23 protein-coding genes are annotated in these 22955 nt (G+C 40.3%); 12 read left to right on the forward strand and 11 right to left on the reverse strand.

The genetic code is table 11. From position 1 onward, the window contains the following. Positions 1-53: 53 nt before the first annotated feature. The 4 genes from HYU69_14790 (at position 54) to lpxD (ending at position 3882) form a co-directional block, all read left to right on the forward strand. Positions 54-671 carry a CBS domain-containing protein gene (locus HYU69_14790; protein MBI2271608.1) on the forward strand — a complete coding sequence of 206 codons (618 nt, stop codon included), beginning with the start codon at positions 54-56 and terminating at the stop codon, positions 669-671. A 110-nt stretch (positions 672-781) separates the two neighbouring features. Beyond that, positions 782-1705, forward strand: coding sequence for a hypothetical protein (locus HYU69_14795; GenBank protein ID MBI2271609.1), 924 nt, complete (start codon positions 782-784; stop codon positions 1703-1705). A gap of 32 nt (positions 1706-1737) precedes the next feature. Next, a complete protein-coding gene (locus HYU69_14800; protein MBI2271610.1) occupies positions 1738-2745 on the forward strand; it encodes an alpha/beta hydrolase in 1008 nt (335 codons plus the stop codon). 114 nt (positions 2746-2859) lie between these two features. Beyond that, a complete protein-coding gene (gene lpxD, locus HYU69_14805; protein ID MBI2271611.1) occupies positions 2860-3882 on the forward strand; it encodes a UDP-3-O-(3-hydroxymyristoyl)glucosamine N-acyltransferase in 1023 nt (340 codons plus the stop codon). Between the two features lie 31 nt (positions 3883-3913). Here the strand turns inward: lpxD and HYU69_14810 are convergent, their stop codons facing one another. Beyond that, a complete protein-coding gene (locus HYU69_14810) occupies positions 3914-4945 on the reverse strand; it encodes a hypothetical protein (GenBank protein MBI2271612.1) in 1032 nt (343 codons plus the stop codon). A 255-nt stretch (positions 4946-5200) separates the two neighbouring features. On the opposite strand from HYU69_14810, the gene HYU69_14815 reads away from it, so the two are divergent. The 3 genes from HYU69_14815 (at position 5201) to HYU69_14825 (ending at position 8901) form a co-directional block, all read left to right on the forward strand. Beyond that, positions 5201-6730, forward strand: coding sequence for a gliding motility-associated C-terminal domain-containing protein (locus HYU69_14815; GenBank protein MBI2271613.1), 1530 nt, complete (start codon positions 5201-5203; stop codon positions 6728-6730). A gap of 69 nt (positions 6731-6799) precedes the next feature. Further along, a complete protein-coding gene (locus HYU69_14820) occupies positions 6800-7270 on the forward strand; it encodes a dCMP deaminase family protein (protein ID MBI2271614.1) in 471 nt (156 codons plus the stop codon). 44 nt (positions 7271-7314) lie between these two features. Then, positions 7315-8901, forward strand: a complete 1587-nt coding sequence (locus HYU69_14825) for a S41 family peptidase (protein ID MBI2271615.1) — start codon at positions 7315-7317, stop codon at positions 8899-8901. Between the two features lie 27 nt (positions 8902-8928). Here HYU69_14825 and HYU69_14830 read toward each other — a convergent pair whose 3' ends face one another. Continuing rightward, positions 8929-9129: a hypothetical protein gene (locus tag HYU69_14830; GenBank protein MBI2271616.1), complete on the reverse strand. Its 201-nt coding sequence runs from the start codon at positions 9127-9129 to the stop codon at positions 8929-8931. Between the two features lie 240 nt (positions 9130-9369). Here HYU69_14830 and HYU69_14835 point away from each other — a divergent pair, with 240 nt between their 5' ends. The 4 genes from HYU69_14835 to HYU69_14850 all read left to right on the forward strand — a co-directional run bounded on the left by HYU69_14835 (position 9370) and on the right by HYU69_14850 (position 12050). Beyond that, positions 9370-9975 (forward strand): superoxide dismutase, encoded by a 606-nt coding sequence (locus tag HYU69_14835; protein MBI2271617.1) that lies wholly within the window; start codon positions 9370-9372, stop codon positions 9973-9975. A gap of 74 nt (positions 9976-10049) precedes the next feature. Continuing rightward, the gene (locus HYU69_14840) at positions 10050-10475 is read left to right on the forward strand and encodes a TM2 domain-containing protein (protein ID MBI2271618.1); all 426 of its coding nucleotides are present in this window, start codon (positions 10050-10052) and stop codon (positions 10473-10475) included. 162 nt (positions 10476-10637) lie between these two features. Further along, positions 10638-11612: a polyprenyl synthetase family protein gene (locus HYU69_14845; GenBank protein MBI2271619.1), complete on the forward strand. Its 975-nt coding sequence runs from the start codon at positions 10638-10640 to the stop codon at positions 11610-11612. 3 nt (positions 11613-11615) lie between these two features. Further along, positions 11616-12050, forward strand: a complete 435-nt coding sequence (locus HYU69_14850) for a toxin-antitoxin system YwqK family antitoxin (GenBank protein MBI2271620.1) — start codon at positions 11616-11618, stop codon at positions 12048-12050. Between the two features lie 13 nt (positions 12051-12063). Here HYU69_14850 and HYU69_14855 read toward each other — a convergent pair whose 3' ends face one another. The 4 genes from HYU69_14855 to HYU69_14870 all read right to left on the reverse strand — a co-directional run bounded on the left by HYU69_14855 (position 12064) and on the right by HYU69_14870 (position 15999). After that, positions 12064-12507, reverse strand: coding sequence for a hypothetical protein (locus tag HYU69_14855; protein MBI2271621.1), 444 nt, complete (start codon positions 12505-12507; stop codon positions 12064-12066). A 6-nt stretch (positions 12508-12513) separates the two neighbouring features. Next, positions 12514-13419: a hypothetical protein gene (locus HYU69_14860; protein ID MBI2271622.1), complete on the reverse strand. Its 906-nt coding sequence runs from the start codon at positions 13417-13419 to the stop codon at positions 12514-12516. Between the two features lie 85 nt (positions 13420-13504). After that, positions 13505-15445, reverse strand: a complete 1941-nt coding sequence (locus HYU69_14865) for a 1-deoxy-D-xylulose-5-phosphate synthase (GenBank protein MBI2271623.1) — start codon at positions 15443-15445, stop codon at positions 13505-13507. Positions 15446-15600: 155 nt separating this feature from the next. Next, positions 15601-15999 carry a helix-turn-helix transcriptional regulator gene (locus HYU69_14870; protein MBI2271624.1) on the reverse strand — a complete coding sequence of 133 codons (399 nt, stop codon included), beginning with the start codon at positions 15997-15999 and terminating at the stop codon, positions 15601-15603. Between the two features lie 102 nt (positions 16000-16101). Between HYU69_14870 and HYU69_14875 the strand changes: the two genes are divergently transcribed. Next, positions 16102-16311, forward strand: a complete 210-nt coding sequence (locus HYU69_14875; protein MBI2271625.1) for a hypothetical protein — start codon at positions 16102-16104, stop codon at positions 16309-16311. A gap of 38 nt (positions 16312-16349) precedes the next feature. Here the strand turns inward: HYU69_14875 and HYU69_14880 are convergent, their stop codons facing one another. The 5 genes from HYU69_14880 to HYU69_14900 all read right to left on the reverse strand — a co-directional run bounded on the left by HYU69_14880 (position 16350) and on the right by HYU69_14900 (position 22803). Further along, positions 16350-17033: an ABC transporter ATP-binding protein gene (locus HYU69_14880; GenBank protein MBI2271626.1), complete on the reverse strand. Its 684-nt coding sequence runs from the start codon at positions 17031-17033 to the stop codon at positions 16350-16352. An 84-nt stretch (positions 17034-17117) separates the two neighbouring features. After that, complete coding sequence (locus HYU69_14885; GenBank protein ID MBI2271627.1) at positions 17118-18401, reverse strand: ABC transporter permease; 1284 nt, start codon at positions 18399-18401, stop codon at positions 17118-17120. Between the two features lie 65 nt (positions 18402-18466). Beyond that, positions 18467-19558, reverse strand: a complete 1092-nt coding sequence (locus HYU69_14890) for an efflux RND transporter periplasmic adaptor subunit (GenBank protein MBI2271628.1) — start codon at positions 19556-19558, stop codon at positions 18467-18469. Positions 19559-19568: 10 nt separating this feature from the next. Then, entirely contained in the window at positions 19569-20441 is an 873-nt protein-coding gene (locus HYU69_14895; GenBank protein ID MBI2271629.1) for a DUF4249 domain-containing protein, read from the reverse strand. 1 nt (position 20442) lies between these two features. Further along, positions 20443-22803, reverse strand: a complete 2361-nt coding sequence (locus HYU69_14900) for a TonB-dependent receptor (protein ID MBI2271630.1) — start codon at positions 22801-22803, stop codon at positions 20443-20445. Positions 22804-22955: the final 152 nt, after the last annotated feature.

Genomic DNA, 22955 nt, shown 5'->3' on the forward strand with positions numbered 1-22955 from the left:
TCAGTATGCTCGGTATAACAAAACTGCCCGAGGGAAACTTCACCATAGTTGCCATGGCAGGTATATTATCCGGCATATTTCATGCTCCCCTAACCGCCATATTCCTTATCGTTGAAATTACAGGAGGCTATGACCTGATGATACCACTCATGATCGTATCCGCTATCAGCTTTACTGTTGCAAAATATTTCGAACCATTTTCAATGGACGCGAAAAAACTCGCGAAAAAAGGCCATATACTTACACACAGCAAAGATAAGAGCATCCTTGCATCACTTAAAATATCTACGATCATCGAAACTGATTTTCATAAAGTAATGCCTGACTCAAAGCTCCGCGAACTGGTAGAAGTAGTCGCGCATTCCAACCGTAATATTTTCCCCGTTGTGGATGCCGAGAATCATCTTCTGGGAGTGATCCTGCTTGACAATATCCGGGAAGTGATGTTCAAATCAGAGCTCTACGATACTGTTCTTGCAAAGGAACTCATGCGAAAACCCGCTGCAACAGTTACCTCCGATGAATCTATGCACGCCGTTATGAAAAAATTTGATGAAGCCGGCGTGTGGAACTTACCGGTGATCGACCATGATCAGTATGTAGGATTTATCTCGAAGTCCAGTATTTTTACAAAGTACAGGAAGGTTCTGATAAAAAGTAATATTGCTTAATTTAGTCCATTGCTCGCTGACGGTATACATAATTGATATTTTTCAATTTATGCCATATCTTCGAAGTGTGAATGTTTCTGCGAACAAGTCTACCACGATCGTATTAAACTATGCATATACCAATTAAGCGTATTTTAATAAAAGCAGTGCTTGCGCTGTTTTTTATCCCCACCATCAATGGCATGGCGCAGGAGGAAGAAACAGTCAATTCAGTAATTAAAAACGTAAAGGGCTTTCATGCAGGATTAATGGTCGGCACTTTATTTGCCAATAAATACACGGCGAATCTGTATGATGGATATGGTTACGATATAAATAGTGCCAAAAATGATTTCGCGAACAGCTGGATGTACCGCAAAATAATCATTGAATACGGAGGCGGTAACGGGCAGCCCGACAGGATAGCGCAGGCACTGAACGTGAATCACACCGACTGGAGTTTTAGTGAAAGTGACATGCCGGTAAATGTAAGATACAACCTTGCCTTAATGGTGGGCGCTCAAACACGCTATTGCTTTAATAACAGGGATGCGATCATATTAAACGTGAATGCTTCCAAACTTACAGTAAGCGGCGATTTTACCATTACGTTAACAACACCAAATATTAGCCCCACAACACCCGGCTATATCAATTACAAAACATTCTCAATAATTGGCGCTGAACAACGCCTTATGTTTCAACTCGGTTATCAGCGAATTTTGGGCGAAGAGGAAAATCCCCTTAATTTTTTCGTTGAAGGAGGCGCGGTTGTTTCCATGGCAAAGTTTGATAAAAATCAGATCCTGATCAATTACCTTCAGATAGAATTAACAACTTTTTACAACAACATAGGTTACGTAACCTACCGGGCTAAAAATCTTACCGGAGTTGGATTTGGCGCCTTCGCCGGGCTTGGTATAAACCTTAACGCCACCGCAAAATGGACCCTGCAACTGCTTTATAATCCTTCTTACGAAAATATTAAGATCGGAACTGATCCAAAGCTTACATTACAGCATGTTGCGGGATTGAGAGCATATTATAACCTTTAGATAAGGATACAAGCAATTCACCATTTTTGTTAATGTCAGGAAAAAAAACTGTTCTCCGTGTATTCATTACAGCAGCTATACTTTCTGCAGGGTATTTCCTTGGTCCTAAACCCAATGATCCTGAACTTGATAACCAGTTGCAAAAACTAAATATGACACCCCGAATGGTGGAACAGAACATCATCAGGCGGGAGACTCTTATTAAAAACATAAAACCGGATAATGAGTCGCGTATAGTATGGAACGACAGCGTTAAAAAAGATAAAACTCCCTATTGTATTGTTTACCTGCACGGATTTTCCGCAAGTCCCGAAGAAGGCGATCCGGTGCATCGCGATATAGCCCGTAAATTTGGCTGCAATTTATACCTGCCCCGTTTATACGCTCATGGACTTAAAGAACAGGAACCACTGCTTGAACTTGATGAAAAAAAATACCTGGCCACCGCCAAAGAAGCAGTAGCTGAAGCCGCATGCCTTGGCAAAAAAGTCATTATTATGGGAACTTCCACCGGCTGCACATTTGCATTGTATATCGCTTCAGGAAATCCTGATATTGCAGGATTGATCCTTTACTCCCCGAATGTTGACTTGCGCGACTCCCGGTCATTCCTGCTAACCCGTCCCTGGGGATTGCAAATTGCAAGGATGATTGTAGGTGGAAATTATTACGCATTTCCGGGCCCCGCGAGTGCCGAAAAATACTGGAACATGAAATACAGGATAGAAGCAATTGTGTGTTTGAAAAATATATTAGAACACACCATGACAAAAGATGTCTTTAATAAAATTAAACAGCCCGTATTAATGTGCTACTATTATAAAAATGAAAAAGAGCAGGACAATATTGTTTCAGTTCCTGCTATGCTCAACATGTTCGATCAATTAGGAACAGTTAACACTTTGAAAAGAAAAGTGGCAATACCGAATGCCGGCACTCATGCTATAGCCTCAGGTTTATGGAGCAAGGGCATTGCAGATGTGGAACATGAAACAACAGGTTTCCTCGAAGAGACATTGAAAATGGAAATTTGGAAGTGACTTCCAATGTGATCATTAACTATTCTCTGCATACATATCAAAGTGCATCAGTACACAGGTCAGAAATAAAAAAATTATCAATAGCTTTACGTATATCATTAAAAATAGTTTAAAATGAAATTCACCGCCAGGCAAATTGCAGACCTTATTAAAGGACAGATCGAAGGAAATGAAACCGCAGAAGTAACTAAATTATCAAAGATTGAAGAAGGCGAACCCGGCTCCATTTCGTTCCTCGCCAATCCCTTATATACACAGTATCTTTATACAAGTAAGGCCACTTTAATAATTGTCAATAAAGATCTTGTTTTAACGGCTCCTGTTACTGCTACACTTATACGGGTTGACAGTGCCGAAAATGCATTTGCCAAATTATTGGAAATGTATAACCAGGTAAAACTCAATAAAACCGGAGTATCTAAAATGGCCTTCATTTCTGAAAGCGCTAAAGTGGGCAGCAATATTTATGCGGGTGAATTTGCCGTTATTGGCGAAAACGCGCGGATAGGAAACAATGTGAAAATATATCCCCAGGTATATATTGGCGACAATGTTGTAATTGGTGACAATACAACTCTGTTTGCGGGTGTAAAAATATATTCGGATTGCATGATCGGCAAAAACTGTATTATTCATTCGGGAGCAGTAATTGGAAGTGACGGATTCAGGTTTGCTCCTCAGAACGACAATAAAAAAATTCCGCAGATAGGTAATGTTATTATTGAAGATGATGTTGAGATAGGCGCCAACTGTGCCATTGACAGAGCCACACTGGGATCGACCATCCTTCGCAAAGGAGTAAAGTTCGACAACTTAATTCATATCGCGCACAATGTTGAAGTTGGTGAAAATACATACATAGCAGCTCACGGTGTTGTGGCGGGCTCAACTAAAATAGGGAAGAATTGTATGTTCAGCGGACAGGTAGGAGTTGTTGGTCATTTACAGATCGCAGATAACACAATGCTTGCTGCACAGGCAGGCGTTTCGAAAAGTATAACAAGAACCGGACAGACCTGGATGGGCTCTCCCGCATTCGAAGCTAATAAATACCGGAAATCATTTGTTCACTTCCGCAACTTAGATGCTATTGTGGAACGGATCGATAAACTGGAAAAGCAGGAAAAATCGGCTTGATGCCCTGGTAAAAGTGTTCTATTGTTGTTATTCAATATGTCTTACCATTCAAATAAAAGTGAATATCGTTCAGTCCTGTTCTATACATCAATACATTATTTGTCAGCGTATAATTGTTAATTCTAATGTTAGAGACCTGCGTCGTCTGCCCGTCACAGAATAATTTCAGGTAGCCATACCTGTCAATGTAGGCCACAGAGTTAAAATCTTTCTGATAATCTGTTGGCGTATTTTTTTCAAGTAAATGAATCTTCCCTTTGTAAAACACACTGAAATTTATATTCTCTGTTCCAAACACAACCACATTATCCGCAACCGAATAGAATTCAGGCTCAACGGTGCTTATCGTATAAACATCTCCCTTGTAAAAGATCTTAAAGTTTCCGCCGGCATCAACATAGGCAATCAAATTATCTCCAACCTGCATCGATCTGGGAGCAAGGTTTTCCAATGTGGCAATAATACCATCATAAAAAACTTTGAACGACTGACTATAATCGTCCATAAAAGCAATGAGGCCTGCGCCCGCTTTGTAAGCAGTTGTATTATTTGTTCCAAGGTCATAAAACCTGCCATGATAGAAAGCCTTCAACCTGCCGGCACTATTTCTATATGCAATGGTATTATCTCCTGCAGTAAAGCTTGTCATTGAGTTCACGTCAAGCGCATCAGGCAGTATAATTAGCTCTCCCTTATAATATATTTTATAATACCCGCTGTTTTCATCAAAAAAGCCGGCAATACTATCTCCGACAACATAATTAACCGCCCATCCGGGTAAACGCATCGCATTTCCATTATCAAATACATAAAGTATTTTGTCATTATAGTAAGCCACTATATTATCAGTAGCCTGAAAATTGGATGGCGGAATATCAGCCAGAGTGTATACCTTGCCATTGTAAAAAACTTTAAAATTGTCGCTGTTATCAATATATGCAACACTGCTTCCACCTGTTTTTAAAGTTTTTATAGGCATAAATTCCGCCTGGTTATATACCCCATTGTCAAAAACATAGAAATAATTCCGGTAGTCCGAATAAGCTCCAAGGTTTTGACCCATGGAAAATTGACAGACAATCAAAAATATATATATGGTATTTATCCTCATTTATAGCTTATTGGGCGAAAACTACAGAAATTCATTAAAATTAAGAGGAACGAACTTACATGAAAAATCGCATCCGGCAAATTATTTATCAAATGTGTATTTGCGTTAATTTTGGATTATCTTTATAGATTGTGGCGATTAGTAGGGCAATTGCCTATGTTATGATTTTTATAATTAAGTATTTGAAACTCTAAAAAATAAATAGTGATGGGCAAAAAAATATTTATTGTAGCATTTTTATTTGTTGGATCGATCGGGGGATTTGCACAGGAAAAAAATACTTCTTTTAAACCAATTCCATTCGATGAAGCAACCTGCAGGGCTGAAGCCATAAAAGCCGGCATTCTCAAAACCGAACTGGATGGGTATGTTGAATACAGAAAACTGCTTTATTATTACTCGCAGGAACAGAAATCCAGGCCATCGGTTATGTCCACTCCAGATGTGCAAAACCCATTAGCCGATGACCCCTGTTTAAATACTGATTTTGAAGCGCAGAACTTTAATACCTGGGAAGCTGATACCGGATCAATTAATTCAATTACTGATGTTGCGACTTATGCCACTGGTTTTTCAAATGCAGGGCCTAATGCTTCTTTTCGTAATCCATTGGCCCGGCACACAATTATGACAACAAAAGCTGCCGTTACCGTATTGCCTGTGCCTTCTCCTTATACCGGATATGATGACAGGCTTGACTTCATTGATAAGGTAATGCCTATTGACTCAGCAGTAACCTATATTGCTCCCGATGGAAATAATATTTCCGTGAGATTAGGTAACGCTGTTTCAGGCGGGAAAACTGAAAGACTAAAGAAGACTTTTATTGTTGATAAAAACAGTTCGGCGTTTACCTATAGCTATGCCGCCATACTGCAAAATCCAACAGCACATTCAGCAACTGAACAGGCAAGGTTTACTGTCCGGTTGCTTGACAGCATAGGAAATCAACTGCCCGGCCCTTGTTCTTTTTATGAAGTATATGCTGGAAAAGATAGTTCCTATATTTCTCTTAATGATACCATATGTACTAAATCTCTTTTTTCGGGCAACTTCACTTGCTCTAATACTAACTTCAATTATAAAAACTGGACAACTGTTGGTGTAGATCTATCCGCATACATGGCACAAAAAATAACAGTTGAGTTTACCACCCGGGATTGCTCATTGAGCGGACATTTCGGATACGCTTATATTGATGCGAAATGTTCCACTTTTGATATCAAGTCGAGTTTTTGTCCGGGCGAAAAAAAAGTAAAGTTAATTGCGCCTGCCGGTTATGTGAGTTATCTATGGAAAGATCCTGCAGGAAATGTAATTGGAAACCAACAAACAGTTGAAGTGAATAGTCCTAAATTGGGGGATGTTTATACTGTACAAATCGTATCCGTTACCGGTTGCCAGACATTATTAAAATCTATAATTGAGCGCGACCCTCCACCGATCATGCCAAGCTATGAAATAACACAAAACATTATCACTCCGAATGGCGACGGCAAGAATGACCTGTTTAGAACCAACCAGTTTGATTACATTGGTTCCTTTAATATTGAAATATATAACAGGTGGGGCTTAAGGGTTTTTGAATCGGGTGATCCAACCAAGGAATGGGACGGCAAAAGCAATGGCAAAGAGGTGGATGATGGTATATATTACTGGATTGCAAAATACCAGTCAACCTGCTTCGAAGACCCTAAGGACGTCCTGAGTAAAGGATTTGTGCACGTCTTACGGTAATTATATACATTAGCGGTTGAAAAACCCGTTGATTAGTTTTTCAAACTCCGAAATTTAAAAAGGATTTTTATGCAAAAAACACGTCCGCGTTTTGAAGATATTTATATGGATCTGGCGCAAAGCCTCGCTTTACGTTCACATTGCGTGAAACTGCAGGTGGGCGCAGTACTTACAAAAGATACACGTATCATTTCGCTTGGATATAATGGTCCGCCTGCAGGCACGCATAACTGCGATGAGGAGTGGCCGGGAGTCGGCTGCCCACGCGACAGCAAGGGCAGTTGTTCGCTGGCGTTACATGCCGAGCAAAATGCAATCCTTTATGCGGCAAAAAACAATGTTTCATTGGAAGGGGCTACAATATATGTAACATTATCTCCCTGTATTGCCTGCTCCAAAGTGTTGTTCTCATTAGGCATTAAAAAAGTATTTTACCTGAACTCTTATGCCGAATACAAGGGTATAGCAACTGACGAAGGCGTTGATTTTCTGAAAAAATTTGGCGTGGAAGTGGAGCGCTATCGGCCAAAAAATATTTAATCCTACATTTGCGGTCTGTTTTTACACATACCGATCGAATTAAAATGAATTCTTCAAAGCGATTTATATATCTTCCTTTGGTTTTTGCACTTCTGCTGGTGCTCGGTATATATATTGGCTATCGCTATAGCTTTATCAATAATCCAACAACCACTGCCAACAATGATAAGATCGCGAAATTACTCAGTTACATCCAAAAGAGGTATGTAGATACAGTAAACCAAACCCAACTGGAAGATAAAGCGCTGAATACTTTACTTCAGAATTTAGATCCTCATTCATCGTATGTCACAGCAAAAGAAGCGCAGGCTATGAACGAACCCTTGCAGGGCAATTTCGGCGGTATCGGTATTGAGTTCAATATCATTAAGGATACTATTCGGGTGGTATCGGCTATATCGGGAGGTCCATCGGAAGCATTAGGTATACAGGCGGGTGATATGATCGTGAAGATCGAAGGAAAGAGCGCGGCAGGAGTCAGAATAACCAATCAACAGGTTATCGGGAAATTGCGAGGAGAAAGCGGAAGTAAAGTAAATATCAGTGTTAAGCGCAGAGGTGTAAAAAAACTCATTGACTTTTCCATCATACGCGGGGAGATCCCGATCTATAGCATTGATGCGGCATACATGATCGATACAAAAACAGGCTATATTAAAGTCAGCCGGTTTGGCGCCACTACCTATGATGAATATATGAAAGCCTTCAGAGACTTGAGAAAAAAAGGCCTGTCATCTCTTATTCTTGATCTGCGTGGTAATCCGGGAGGATACCTAAACGCTGCTGTGATGCTTGCCGATGAATTCCTTGAGGCAGGAAAAGAGATCGTTCATACCCAGGGCCGTTCCGAACGAAAAAAAGTACACACAGCAACAATCAAAGGCGAATTTGAAAAGAATAAGTTGATCATACTCATAGACGAAGGCTCTGCCTCGGCCAGTGAGATCGTCGCGGGAGCGATACAGGATAATGATCGCGGGACAATAATCGGAAGGCGCTCATTCGGCAAAGGCCTGGTACAGGAAGAAAAAGAATTCGATGACGGCTCGGCAGTTCGTTTAACAATTGCACGCTACTATACCCCTACCGGACGCTGTATACAAAAATCTTACGAAGGCGGAGTAGAAGCTTATTACAGTGAAGAGATCGATCGCTACAATACCGGTGAACTTCAAAATGCCGACAGCATTAAGTTCAATGATTCGTTAAAATATAAAACTCCTGCCGGAAAAATTGTGTATGGCGGCGGAGGTATTATGCCTGATGTATTTGTTCCGCTTGACACAACAGGCCGCACTATTTACTTAAGCGAAGTAACTTATTCGGGTTTACTCACCCAATTCGCGTTCGATTATGCCGACCGTAATCGTACACAACTTAAAGAATATGGCACCTTTGAGCGATTCAATAAAACATTTATTGTAAGTGATCAGCTATTGGAGGAGTTCATTTTGTTTGCAGAAAAAGGCAAAGTGAAACGAAGAGAAACTGAGATCAAAAGATCCGCTGCAATAATAAAAATCCAATTGAAAGCACTTATCGCCCGAAATACATGGAACAGCAGAGGCTATTACCCGGTGGTACACTCGATCGATAATGCCTTCCGCAAAGCCGTGGAATTAGCTCAGTAACCTTCCTTATAAAAGAGTACCACCTTATTATTTTTTTTGAGCACTGTCTACGGCACTATCCACATTTTTACTGGCGGCATTAAATAACGAATCCAGATTTTTTTGTTCCTGCACACTGTCTGTCTTTGCCTGAGTGTCAGGCGCCGTTTGTTCTTCAACTTTACCAGTACCGCATGCAGCTATTAACATGAATGTTGAGGCTGAGAACAGAAGGAATACTTTTTTCATTTGCGTATATTTTTAAAATTTATAATTGTCAGACGGAACATCCATGATGTCATCTGTGTTTTTGATACTGAAGGTATCATGGATGTTTCATTTGTAGTATGATTTTTAAATTATTATTTATGAACGAATTACTTGTTTTTTCTAAAAATAATAAATATGCTTCAATCCATTGTCATAGTACCGGTCATTTGGTATCTTTGATATCTGTTTATAAAAATACTAACCTTAAAACTTACTAAAATGGCTTTCGAACTACCAAAATTACCTTATGCGTACAATGCGCTGGAGCCGACTATTGATGCCCGTACGATGGAGATCCATCATACCAAGCACCACAACGCATATGTAACGAATCTTAATAATGCCATTGCCGGCAAACCCGAAGAGAAAATGAGTATTGAAGATATTTGCAAGAACATTTCAAAATCTCCGGTTGCTATACGCAATAATGGCGGCGGACATTTCAATCACAGTTTATTCTGGACGATCATGAAGCCAAAAGGCGGCGGAGAACCTTCCGGAGAGCTGGGAGATGCGATACAAGGAACTTTTGGCAGTTTTGCTGATTTTAAAACTCAATTTGGGAATGCCGGTGCTACTCGTTTCGGCTCAGGCTGGGCCTGGCTAAGCGTTTCAGCCGGAAAACTGGTGATCAGCTCCACCCCCAACCAGGACAATCCACTCATGGATGTGGCGGAAGTAAAAGGCACCCCGATTTTAGGACTTGATGTGTGGGAACACGCATATTATCTGCATTACCAGAACAGGCGGCCCGACTACATTACAGCATTCTGGAGTGTGATAAACTGGGACGAAGTAAGCAGGCGTTTTATGGCTGCTAAATAATTAAATACTTTGAGTACATAGGGATGGCCTCAAATAACTGATTTGGGTTCATCCCTTTCAATTTTACATTGACCATGTTCCGGATTTGTATATTTATTCACCTTCTTTTATCCAGCATATGCCTCAATGCTCATATTAACAGGCGTTCCGAAATATCATTTTTAAATACTCACGATGACGTATTCCAAAACATCAATGATTACGAATTCACACAACAGATCGGTATTAAAAGTCCTAACAGACTTTTGCTGAAAATAAAACGCCGTATTGAAAAATCCGGAAAAATTACAGCAGCTGTAATGGCGTTTCCTGTTCCCTTCGGGATAGTGGGGCTGCACAGAATTTATCTTGGTACAGACCCTTATGTTCCCGTTGTTTATATCGCAACCGTTGGAGGGTGCTTTGGAATACTTCCGCTGATCGATTTCTTTGTTATTGTCTTTGAAAAAGACACCGGGCAATACCTGAATAATCCACGTGTTTTTATGTGGGCCAGGTGATCTTGTCTAAATTAATATTACCACTTTATTTCCGCCCGCAAATTAATCACGGTTTGAATATTTTTTACCCCCTTTTAATTGACAGCGTTTAAAAAAGTGAATTGTAGTACCACAGATTCCATTAACTTTACTCTACAAATCAATAATTAGGTTCAACCGGGAATGCTGACCATTGACCAGATAAAAACGCCTGTAAAACTTGAAATGGATGAATTCGAGGATAAGTTCCGCGACTCCATGCGCAGCTCTGTGCCCTTGCTGGATAAGATCACCAATTATATTGTAAAACGAAAAGGCAAACAGATCAGGCCGATGTTTGTTTTCCTCTCTGCCAAGATTTGTGGACAAATGAATGAATCAACTTACCGGGCAGCAGCCCTTATTGAATTATTACATACTGCCACATTAGTCCACGATGATGTAGTGGATGACTCAAACTTACGCCGCGGTTTTTTTTCGGTGAACGCCCTCTGGAAAAACAAGATCGCTGTATTAGTCGGAGATTATTTGTTGTCGCGCGGCCTTATGCTTTCGACTGATAATAATGATTTTCATTTATTAAAAATTGTGAGCAATGCCGTTCGGGAAATGAGTGAGGGAGAGTTGTTGCAGATCGAAAAAGCGCGGAAACTGGATATAGATGAGAAAATATATTTTGATATCATTCGTCAGAAAACCGCCGTGCTTATTGCTTCCTGCTGTTCGTGCGGAGCAGCTTCAGTTACAAATGACGCGGCGGTAATCGAACGGATGAGGCTGTTTGGAGAAATGGTGGGGATCGCCTTCCAGATAAAGGACGATCTTTTTGATTACGGATCAGGTGAGAATATTGGCAAGCCAACAGGTATTGATATTAAAGAAAAAAAAATGACTTTGCCGCTAATTCATGCCCTTAGCAAAGCCGGGTACCTGGAAAAACGAAAGGTCATAAATATTATTAAAAACAATAATAATGATCCTGAAAAAGTAGCCGAAGTAATTAATTTTGTGATTGGAAGCGGAGGCATTGAATATGCGGGACGACTCATGAATGAATACAAAAAAAGGGCACTCGACATCCTGGACACTTTTAGCAACAGTGATTCGAAAACTTCTTTACAACAACTTGTTATATTTACTACAGAAAGAAAAAATTAAATCATGAACCGAATATTTCTTTTTTTTATCCTGGTATCCCTTCTTGCAGCATGTAAAGGTCCTGCAAATGATCAGGCTGAACAAACAACAGCAAAAGACACTGTTGCCATCGACAACCCTATGTTAAAACCTCCAACAGATCCGTTTCAAAAGAACGGAGAAGAGAAAACCAAATATTCTAACGGCGTATTGCGCACACAGGGGAATTACAGGAACGGGAAGCGCGATGGACAGTGGTACAGCTGGTACAGTACAGGGAAACCCTGGAGTGAAACCTATTTTGAAAATGGGATTAAAAATGGGCCGACTAAAACCTGGTTTGAGAGCGGAAAACTACGCTATGAAGGACAATTTACAAATGATGTCAAAACAGGGACGTGGAAATATTATGATGAAAACGGGAACCTGGCAAAGGTTATAGATCATACCGGCAAATGATCATAGCAGGGTATTACAGCTTCTTAAACCCAACCAATATTGAAACGCAGCCTTCCGGAATTATTTTGTTAGGAGAATCGGAGGGTGGAATTTCTACCTGTACACTTAAGGCTTGGGTGGCGGCCACATTAAAATCCCATTGTTTTGCCGCGGCCTTTTTGCTGTTGAATAATTCGTTTTTTTCCGCATCAAATACCTTAAAATTAACATTTCCCAAAACGGCTTCAGAACAAACCATCAGACGGTAATCCTGGCCGGCATAAAATGTCATCTGCACTTCCGCAGATTCCCCTGGTGCCAGTTTCGCGCTGTTAAATTGTCCGTTTTGAGTGTATGGCAATAGTGCCGGAAAGCATTGCTTCTTAGCGATATTGCGACACTGAGCCGATACATCCATGGTAATAAATAACAAAGATGTCACAAGCAGCACAAGTGTTCTGAAATAAGCGTTCATCATGTATTTTTATTTAATGATTTTTGCTCTTGTAGCGTTGATCTTTTCGGTGATCGTTTTAAGCTGCTCCGGAGTAATTGTAATTTTATTACCCCCTCCTATTGTGGTCACTCCTGTTTTAGAATCGGTTGTTGATTTGGAAGCAGATTTGGTCACATGCACCTGATCGTAAACTGTTTTCAGATCAACCAGTTCTTTGTGCATGCTTGCGACAGTTTCATCAAAATCATATTTTTTGAGCATTTTAACAAGGTTGTCCAGCGTGAATTTTTGTTCCGCTATTCGGGTTTCAATCTCCTTATTGCTGCTGGCCGCAGCAATTTTTGTAGCAATGTACAGTCCTTCAACCCATCCTCCGGCTATGATCAGTGAGGATGTTCCGGGCCGCTCATTGTCTTTCAAATAAGAGTCCGCGGTCCAGAATGATTCGGAAATAATTCCAAGAAGAGAATCCTTATTACTCTTATTAGCTTCCAGCCTGTTGGCTGTATTTTCATCGAACGCACCACTTATTCCAAGCCCATTAGCTAAATTATTGGCACATTTTAAATACAACATCGACTCCTGAGTCTGATCGTAAATACTTGTAAAACTCAGATCCGATCCATAAACGCCAAGGTTAAGAGCCTTATCCCCGGTAGTGGTGTATTTCGACACATTCTGAATATCATTCAAATAATCTTTGTTATATGGCACACCGGCTCTCTGGATGAGTGTAGCCGTTTCTATAGGGGATGGAACAGAATAAAAAATATTTTCTACAATGGAATCTTTTTCAACAGCGGGCAGCCCGGATTTGTCATCACCATCAACATTATCTGTTTCCCCTTTATCGCCACCGCCATCACAGCTAACAAGTGCAGCAATTACAAAAGCCGGAGCAAAAACAGCGGCAAGTTTTTTTTTGAAATACATTACGGCCATAATTCAAGTGTTTATACTTCAAATATAGTAATAAAGCCAATTATATATGCAATATCGAATGAAATAGGAATAAGGCCTATCCGGCAATGGCTTTTGAAGATATTTCTTTGGTTTCCAGTAATTCATGAGTGGCGGCAATTATTGCCATGCTATCATAACCACACTCAGCGTAAAGCTCTTTTTGTTCACCATGTTCAACGATCCGGTCAGGGATCCCAAGCCGCTTTACCCGGGCTGAGTAGCCTTTATCTGCCATAAATTCGATCACCGCACTACCCATGCCACCCATAATACATCCATCTTCTACAGTAATTACCTTGTTGAATTTGGTGAAAACCTCATGTAGAAGTTCTTCATCAATTGGTTTTACAAAACGCATATCATAATGAGCAATACTTAGCCCTTCCTTTGCAAGCTCGGTAATAGCTTTCGCTGCATAATTTCCAATATGGCCAATGGTCAGGATAACTAATTCATGTCCTTCTGTCACTTTACGACCTTTGCCAATTTCAATTTTCCGGAATGGGCGTTTCCAGTCAGGCATAACACCATTGCCGCGCGGGTAACGGATGGAGAAGGGTGCTTTTGTTTCTTCGAGCTGGGCGGTATACATCAGGTTACGGAGCTCCTCTTCATTCATAGGGGCCGAAACGATCATATTTGGTATACACCGGAAATAAGCAAAATCATATGCTCCATGATGCGTTGGGCCGTCAGAGCCGGCAAGTCCGCCACGATCCAAACAAAATACAACATGTAAATTTTGTAAGGCAACGTCGTGTATCACCTGGTCGTATGCACGTTGCATGAATGAGGAGTATATATTGCAGAAAGGCACAAGTCCTTGCGTTGCAAGGCCTGCCGAAAAAGTTACCGCATGCTGCTCAGCTATTCCCACATCGAAAGCCCTGTCGGGCATGGCTTTCATCATAATGTTGAGTGAACAGCCGCTGGGCATGGCAGGGGTGATTCCCATTATTTTTAAATTTTTTTCGGCCAACTCAACTATGGTATGACCAAATACATCCTGGTATTTGGGCGGTTGAGATTCATTAGAAACCACTTTAATTATTTCCCCTGTATGTTTATCAAATAAGCCCGGAGAATGCCACGTGGTTTGATTTCCTTCTTCAGAAAATTTATATCCCTTACCTTTTACAGTAAGGCAGTGTAAAATTTTAGGGCCGGGAATGTCCTTCAGGTCTTCAAGTACTTTTTTCACGCGTATCACATCGTGCCCATCAATCGGTCCAAAATAGCGGAACTTAAGCGACTCAAATAAATTACTTTGTTGAAGCAATGTTGTCTTAACTGCGTTCTCCACTTTTGAAGCTATTTCCTGGGCATTAGGTCCGAATTTGCTAATTTTCCCAAGTAACCGCCAGATGTCATCTTTGACTTTATTGTAGGTATGTGATGTAGTAATGTCTGTAAGATACTCTTTAAGCGCGCCAACGTTAGGATCAATTGACATGCAGTTATCATTCAGTACCACGAGCATATCGGATTTGTCGAACCCTGCATGGTTCAGGCCTTCAAAGGCCATACCCGCTGTCATTGCTCCATCACCGATAACGGCAATTATTTTACGGTCCCTTTCATTTTTATACCGCACAGCAGCAGCCATACCTACTGCTGCCGAAATAGAAGTGGAGGAATGGCCAACACCAAACGTATCATATTCGCTTTCCTTACGTTTCGGAAACCCGCTTATGCCATTGTAAATCCTATTGGTTGGAAAAACTTCTCTGCGTCCGGTAAGTATCTTATGCCCATAGGCCTGGTGGCCAACGTCCCATATCAACTGATCGTAAGGGGTATTGAATATATAATGTAATGCCACCGTAAGTTCAACTACACCTAAACTTGCCCCAAAATGCCCGCCTTTTGCGGAAACTACGTCAATAATAAACTGGCGCAATTCATCACAAACCTGAGGTAATTGATCTTCGCTTAATTTACGCAGATCCGAGGGAAAAATGATCTTTTCGAGTAGTGTACCGGGCTTAAACTCCATATTACTATTGAGGGTCAGGCAAATGTAGTGATATTTCGGGAAATGCTAATTTAACGTTATCCCACTAAGTTAGTGCAATAAGGCCTATAGATATGAATATAATTTAATGAAGCTTTCCCACTCTCTAAAAAAGACACGAAAAAGGGCACCCGATTTCACTTTTTGCGATTAATTCGCTTCTCGTTTTTTTTCTTCTTCAGCAAACCGATAATTTCTTTCAGATAATTGATCTCCTTCTTTTGATCCTCTACAATGCGTTGAAAATCTGAAATTTTTTCAGCAAGATCATTCAGCTGTTTTTGAACAGAATGATATCCGCCGGCAGACTCATTTACTTCATTTTTTGTATCGGGATTTACATCAAGAAGTTGAGCGGGACTTATTTTTAAAATTTTAGCTATCCGGTAAAGCCGGGAAACACTTATCTCTGTTTTCCCCCGCTCAATATTTGAGTACGCTCCAATTGACAAATCCAATTCATCTGCTATATTTTCCTGACTGAGGCTTTTGCTGACTCTTTGTATACGTATTCTCTCTCCTATTACTTTATTCATGTTAACTAAAGTACTAGTAGAAGCACTACAACTAGTTTAGTTTAACTAGTTATTATTTTATTTTAACTAAAAATGTTATATATTTAATGAAAAATATTAAGTATGACAATGCAAAAAGCACCTGAAAAAACCGGCCCTGGTATTACAAATGACGAAACATCAATCAAAAAATTTGTTGTTGAAATAAATCATTTTACATTAAATGAGTCATTCTACACTATGCTCTCCGCATCAAATGCAGAGAGTGCGGAGAAATTGGCAAAAATGAAATTCAAAACCTATGTTGTAAATGTAGTCAGGGAAGTTAATTGATTGTTTTCATTTTATTCCATGATCAAAGGCATCTGAGTTCATTTGGTTACTACTTCTCCGTCGTGTAACGTAATGATTCGATCCGTACGCTCCGCAAAGTTCATATCGTGTGTGACAATAAGTATGGATTGATTGAACTCCTTTTTAAGTTCCTGGAATATTTCGAAAACGTTCTCTGAATTTTTTGAGTCGAGGTTTCCTGTAGGTTCATCGCCAAAAATTATTTTGGGTTGATTGATAAGTGCCCGTGCAATGGCAACACGCTGCTGTTGTCCGCCCGAAAGCTTGTTGGCCTTTTTTAATGCCTGGTCACGCAAACCTAACAGATCGAGTTTTTTATACGCAAGTTCACTTATCTCTTCATTACTATATCTGCCCAGTTTAAGCGCTGGCAAACAAACATTTTCAAGGACAGTAAATTCAGGCAGCAAATAATGAAATTGAAAAACAAACCCTATTTTTTCGTTTCGAATTTCAGCCAATTGGTTTTTTGTCTTTGTGCTCAGGTCGTCTCCGTCAAAATAAATATGACCCTTATAATCAGTATCCAATGTACTTAGCACATACAGTAAGGTCGACTTTCCGCTGCCTGATGAACCCACAATCGCCACAAATTCACCCTGGTTAATTTTTACCTCAACATTCTTCAGGGCCTGAAATTCTACGGGGTCGTGGAAGAACTTATTAAGGCTTTGGGTTTCTATTATTGGTTTATCATTCATTAGCTTACGCACCGACTTTAGTTAGCAAAGGGCAATTGGCAGTTGGCAAACGTTTGTCTTTGCCAACTGCTAACGCCAACCTTTTTATTTACTTCTTATTATATCTATCGGATCAACCTTAGAAGCCTTGCGTGCGGGAATATACCCGGCAATGGCTGTTACAACTAATCCAAAACAATATGCAAAAATGAAAAATACAGGAGATGAATTGAAATGTAAATATTCCATCGACACAAATCCTTTAATATCCATGCGTATACTGCCTACAATTTTTTGAAGTGCGCCGCCAAGCAGCAACCCGAGCAGGCCGCCAAAAAAACCTATGATAAGGGACTCGATCAGAAAAATAGCGCGTATGTCTTTATCTTTATACCCAATCGACTTGAGAATGGCAATATCCGGCATCTTCTCATAAATGATCATCATCAGGATGTTGAAAATGCCAAATCCTGAAACAACAAGTATGGAAGTAATAACAAGGTAGGTTATCATATTCTGGATCTTGAACACGCCGAAAATATTTGCATTCGCTTCTTTCCAATCCATAGCACGGAAACCAAATTTTCTCTGATAAAGTTTCGCCAGTTCTCCAGCCTTCTCGATATCCTTCAATTTAATATTTATATCAGTTATATATGATCCATCTACCTGGAGTAAACGTTGAGCATTTCTCAGGTTTATATACGCCCTGCGATTATCAACCTCCGTAATTCCTGTGCGGTTAATCCCCACTACCTTCATCTCAAGTGTCACTCCTAAAGGAGAAGTTATATTCACATTGTCATTCATTTTCGCGCCGAGTTGCCCTGCCAAACCTTCCCCGAGAATAACCCCGTTCGAAGTGGTCTGCAACTTCAACATATTACCCTGGGTCATATACTGATCAACGTTAAACAAAATATTTTCACGGAGAATATCCACACCGGAAATTTTTCCGGCCACTTCCGCAATGCCCACTTTGAAAATTGCCTGTGCCCCGAGGAACGGTGACGCACCCGCCACTTCCGGATCCTTTTCAAGCAGTTGCATGATCTGCAAACCATTCCTGATCTTCGGCAATTCATCCTTTGGTTTTTGATTGTTTACAACTATCCAGTGATCGGATACCGGATACATTTTTGAAAGAATACTTGGCCGGCTCTTCTCCGCTTCATTATAAATACGAATGTTAGCGGTCGTATTTATTGTCTGGTCAATAAACGTGCTTTGAAAGCCCGACATTAATCCTGCCTGGAAAATAAACATGGCAATACCAAACGTCACTCCCAGCATAGCCACAATGGTTTGACGCTTCTTGGAAAACAAGTGCGTTAACGCGATCTTTATGACGGGTGATTTATAGTTCAAAGTTCCAGGTTCCGCGTTCAAGGTTAAAGATCAAAGTAGACGATTGAAAACAAACCTTGAACTTTGAACCCCGAACCCGGAACATATTATGGTTTAACAATTTCAGTGCTTTCATCCAACCCCTCCAATACTTCTACAAATTGCAGATCTTCCGCTCCCTTTTTTATTTCCCTTAATTCGCCGGAAGAATTAATTTTTACTTTACGGCTATCAATTAAAAACTCGCGTGGTATAACAAGCGCATTTTTTTTCTCAGCAATTATAATATTCCCTTCAACTGACATACCTGAGTAAACATTTACAGATCCCGGCAGCTCAATGGAGGCGACTATTTTAGATGTCTTATTTACCTGGTTGATCCGCGGATATGCTTCCATAACCTTTCCTCTTAAAGTCAATTCTTTGTATGCATCGATGACATAAACAATATCCTGCCCTTTTTTAAGTAACGATATATCCATCTCGTCAACACTAAGTTCAACTTCATAATTGCTAATATCCCCAACTTCCATTATTACATTTTGTGAACTGACTAACTCTCCTTCTTTTGGAATAATGTCGTACACCTTCCCATTCACAAGAGAGGCTATAATATAGTCACTTTTGTTAGACAGCTGCGCTTCATACTGAAGTTTGGCATTACCATATTCAGTCCGTACACGGTCGCGCGTGGTCATGTAATTATTGGCAGCTTTCAAAAATAGTTGTTTGGAAATTTCGAATTGTGTTTTTGACTGATCGAATTGCGCTTTAGAAGCGGCATTGTCCTTTAACAAATTTGTATACCGCGTGTAATTTGCAGAGTCTAATTCATACTTCGACCTTGCCGCTACCACATCCTGCTTCAACGCCATTAATAACGGGGAATTGTCGCCCGCATTCTGTTCGGCAAGCTGCAATTGATTTTTAGCGACATCCACATTTAATGTACTTACTTCACTTTTTATTGTTACCAATGCCTGGCCGATCTTTACCGAATCTCCTACAGATACATGGATCCTTTCGATATAACCGGGCAGCTTGCTAATCACCTTATAATCGTTAAGCGGATAAATTTTACCGGATGCATAAACAGCTTGTGTAAGATCTTTACGCACTGCCATTGTGGTGCTGGCCGATCGTTTACAAGATGCCAGCGTTGTGGCAACTATAAAGATGGCTAAGAATCGTTGTATCATGTTCGTGTTTTTATTTTATTTTGATCCCGTTCGATGCAACTAATGCCGTATTAAAAAAGCCGACAGCTTTGCCAGTTGAACCGGGATTTATGTTTTTAATATTGCTGATAACGTTCGCAGGTGGCGTGGCAAACAATCCTCCATTTTGAGTTTGCTGCATTGTTTGCTGAAAAAAGAAAAATGTTTCCGGGTTAATGGAATGTAACTCCACAGAAATTGTATCGCCTGCCACAAGTCCTTTTTCAGGGTTAATGGACTGCCTGATCGGAAGAATAAACGGGAGCCCGTCTGCTCCTTCACCTCCGAAAGCGCCGTCCTGGGAAACAACAAGATCAGAAGGTTTATTTAAAAAAGCACCATTGACAAATGATTTGATCCAGTAAAAATTAGGCATCCCGCTGATATCCTTTGAATAAAAACTTGCGTAGTTGGCCTCCGCGGAGGAAGGTCCATTGCCTTTAAAAAATTCGTAATTCAATGAATCGACCAAAGGCACAGGAAATGCAAAGGACGTAGCTATGTATTGTTCGCCGTTATAATTAACAGTTAATGTGTATGAATGGGCCAGCCTTAACAAGGTGTCCCCAACGGACGGGATCCACTCATATTTTCCAGTCCCGGAATTATCAATAAAATTATATATGTTACTGTCATTGTCGGTAATGTAAACTGTTGCGCCAATTGCAGCAGGACATGCCTCATTATTAAAATAGCTTGCTGTTTTAGTCAGTTTTATTACCTGTGTCCCGGGTTTGTTATTAATAAACGCATCAACCGCCAATTGTGAGGTTCCCTCATCCAGCTTAATATCAATTACCTTTTCGCAGCTGACAAACGACAGTATTAAAATTCCACTTACCAAAACATTAAAAATACTTCTCATTTTAAAATTTAAAGTTAAATGCAACCGCCGGAATTATTCTTCCAATAATAGAATACCTTACCGCTTCAGTTAATCGGGCGTTATCAGCATTTTGCCTGAAGAAAACCGAGAACGGATTTTCCCTGTTGTAAACATTATAAACAGAAAAAACAAAATTTCCATCCCATTTGCGCTTTTCCTTTTTCTTTAACTGCAGGGTAGCTGAAAGGTCAAGCCGATGGTATGGGGGAATGCGGTAATTATTCCTTGCCTCATCCGAATTGTGCGGAATAATATATCCCTGCACTTCTATACGATTAGTGGGAAATGTGGCCGGCGTACCTGTTGCAAAAGTAAATGTTGCAGATACATCAAATCTTTCAGTAAGGCCATAATTAGCAACAACATTCATATTGTGCAATTTATCAAAGCGATTGGGGTACCAATTGCGGCGGTTTATTCCTTCTACAAGGCGCTCAGTGCGCGCAAGAGTGTAGCTTATCCATCCTGTTAATTTACCATGGGTCTTCCGGACAAAAAATTCAATACCGTAAGCCCGCCCTTTACCGTTTAGCAAGTCCGCTTCCAGTTGTTCGTTCAAAAGTAAATTCGCGTTATCAATATAGTCGATCTGGTTTTGTAATATTTTATAGTATGTTTCAACAGAGCTTTCATACATATTGTCCTTCCCGAAATTTTTAAAATATCCTATAGCCACCTGGTCGGCAAGCTGTGGTTTAACATTGTTCGTTGTAGGAGTCCATACATCAAGCGGCGTAGAAGCCGTGGTGTTTGAAATTAAATGCAGGTATTGAACAGTACGATTGTAGCTGGCTTTAACTGAACTTGTTTCGTTTACATCTACCTTTATCGAGAAGCGGGGTTCAATATTGCTGTATGTTTTTATAACCTCATTATTACCATAATTTTTTGTGGAAACAAGCGAGCGTCTTACATTAGGTGTTGTATCATTGTAAGTAAAAGCTTTTCCCTCGCCCAAATATTGCCAGGCAGAATAACGAAGTCCGTATTGCAAGACCACTAAAGCCCCTATCTTTTGTTCATTCTCTAAATAAACCGCGGATTCAAGCGCAAACTTATCCTTAAGGCCGAAGCTGCTGTATACGCCACTGCTTAAAGCTGTAGCCGTACCAGGTACAAAATCAAAATAGGTCGATTGAGCGCCAAACTTAATAGTGTTGTTTGTATTGGGGAAGTATGTAAACTCAGGCTTTACGCTATAATTGATGATCTTCGATTTCCACTCAAACGAATCGGTTCCTTTGCTGGTGAATAAAATGGAATAATCGTAATTGCTGTATATCAATGAAGTGTTAAGGAACAGCTTGTCGCCGAATACATGATTCCAGCGTAATGTGCCCGTTGCATTTCCCCAGTTAAAACTGAATTCGGTTGCGCCGAAAACATCACGACCAAAATAGCCGGAAAGGAAAAACCTGTTTTTATCATTAATTGTATAATTTGCCTTTACTGTCAGGTCATAAAAATAAAATTTTGACTCCTTAAGTTCTTCCGACAAAAATGGTTTTGCCAACACATCAATATATGACCGGCGTCCCGCAATTATAAAAGATCCTTTCCCTTTTACTATGGGGGCCTCAATTGATAAACGGCTGAATATCACGCCAACCCCTCCGTTCACTTCCAGCTTTTTACTGTTCCCGTCCTTCATTCGTACATCAAGAATGGATGAAATACGTCCTCCATATTGGGCAGGAATACCACCTTTAATAAGTTTTACATCTTTAACTGCATCGGGATTAAAAACAGAAAAAAAACCAAACAGGTGCGATGAATTATAAACCGGGGCTTCGTCAAGCAACACCAGGTTCTGATCAACACTGCCACCCCGCACATTAAACCCGCTGGCGCCTTCACCAACAGTGGTCACGCCCGGCAATAGCTGTATACTGCGCACCAGGTCTATCTCTCCCAAAAGAGCGGGAATTTTTTTTATTGTTTTAATATCGAGTTTATTAATACTCATTTCCACGCTCTTCACATTTTCATCCGGACGATCGGATTGAATTTCAACCGCTTCTAATTGCCTGGCCTCTTCTGAAAGTTCAACACTTTGAGTGATGTCCGCAGTAAGTTGAATTGATTTTATGATTGGTTGATATCCCAAGGATGTATAGGTGATGGTATAATTTCCCTCCGGAATTGAAACGGAGTAGAAGCCGTATACATTTGCCGCGGCACCTGTTTTTAACTCATTTACAAAAACAGTTGCGCCAATAAGTACCTCGCCGTTCTTTGCATCTTTAAGATAACCGCTGATAGTATATTTTTTTTGCGCGAAAAATATGGTGGTGACAAATAAGAAAATCAAAACGATTAATAATTTTTTCCTTATAAACATTTCTGTGTTGGGCTAAAGCCCAATTGAGGGGTTTTTGTTTCCCCCGACCTAAAGGTTGGGGTTATGAAAAGATGAATCCATTTTAAACCATGAACGCAGACGAAATTGATTTCTCATTACCCCGTCCGCCTGAGGTGGAGGGGGTATAACAA

This window comes from Bacteroidota bacterium (genome assembly GCA_016183775.1).
In the GTDB taxonomy this organism is placed as follows: domain Bacteria; phylum Bacteroidota; class Bacteroidia; order JABDFU01; family JABDFU01; genus JABDFU01.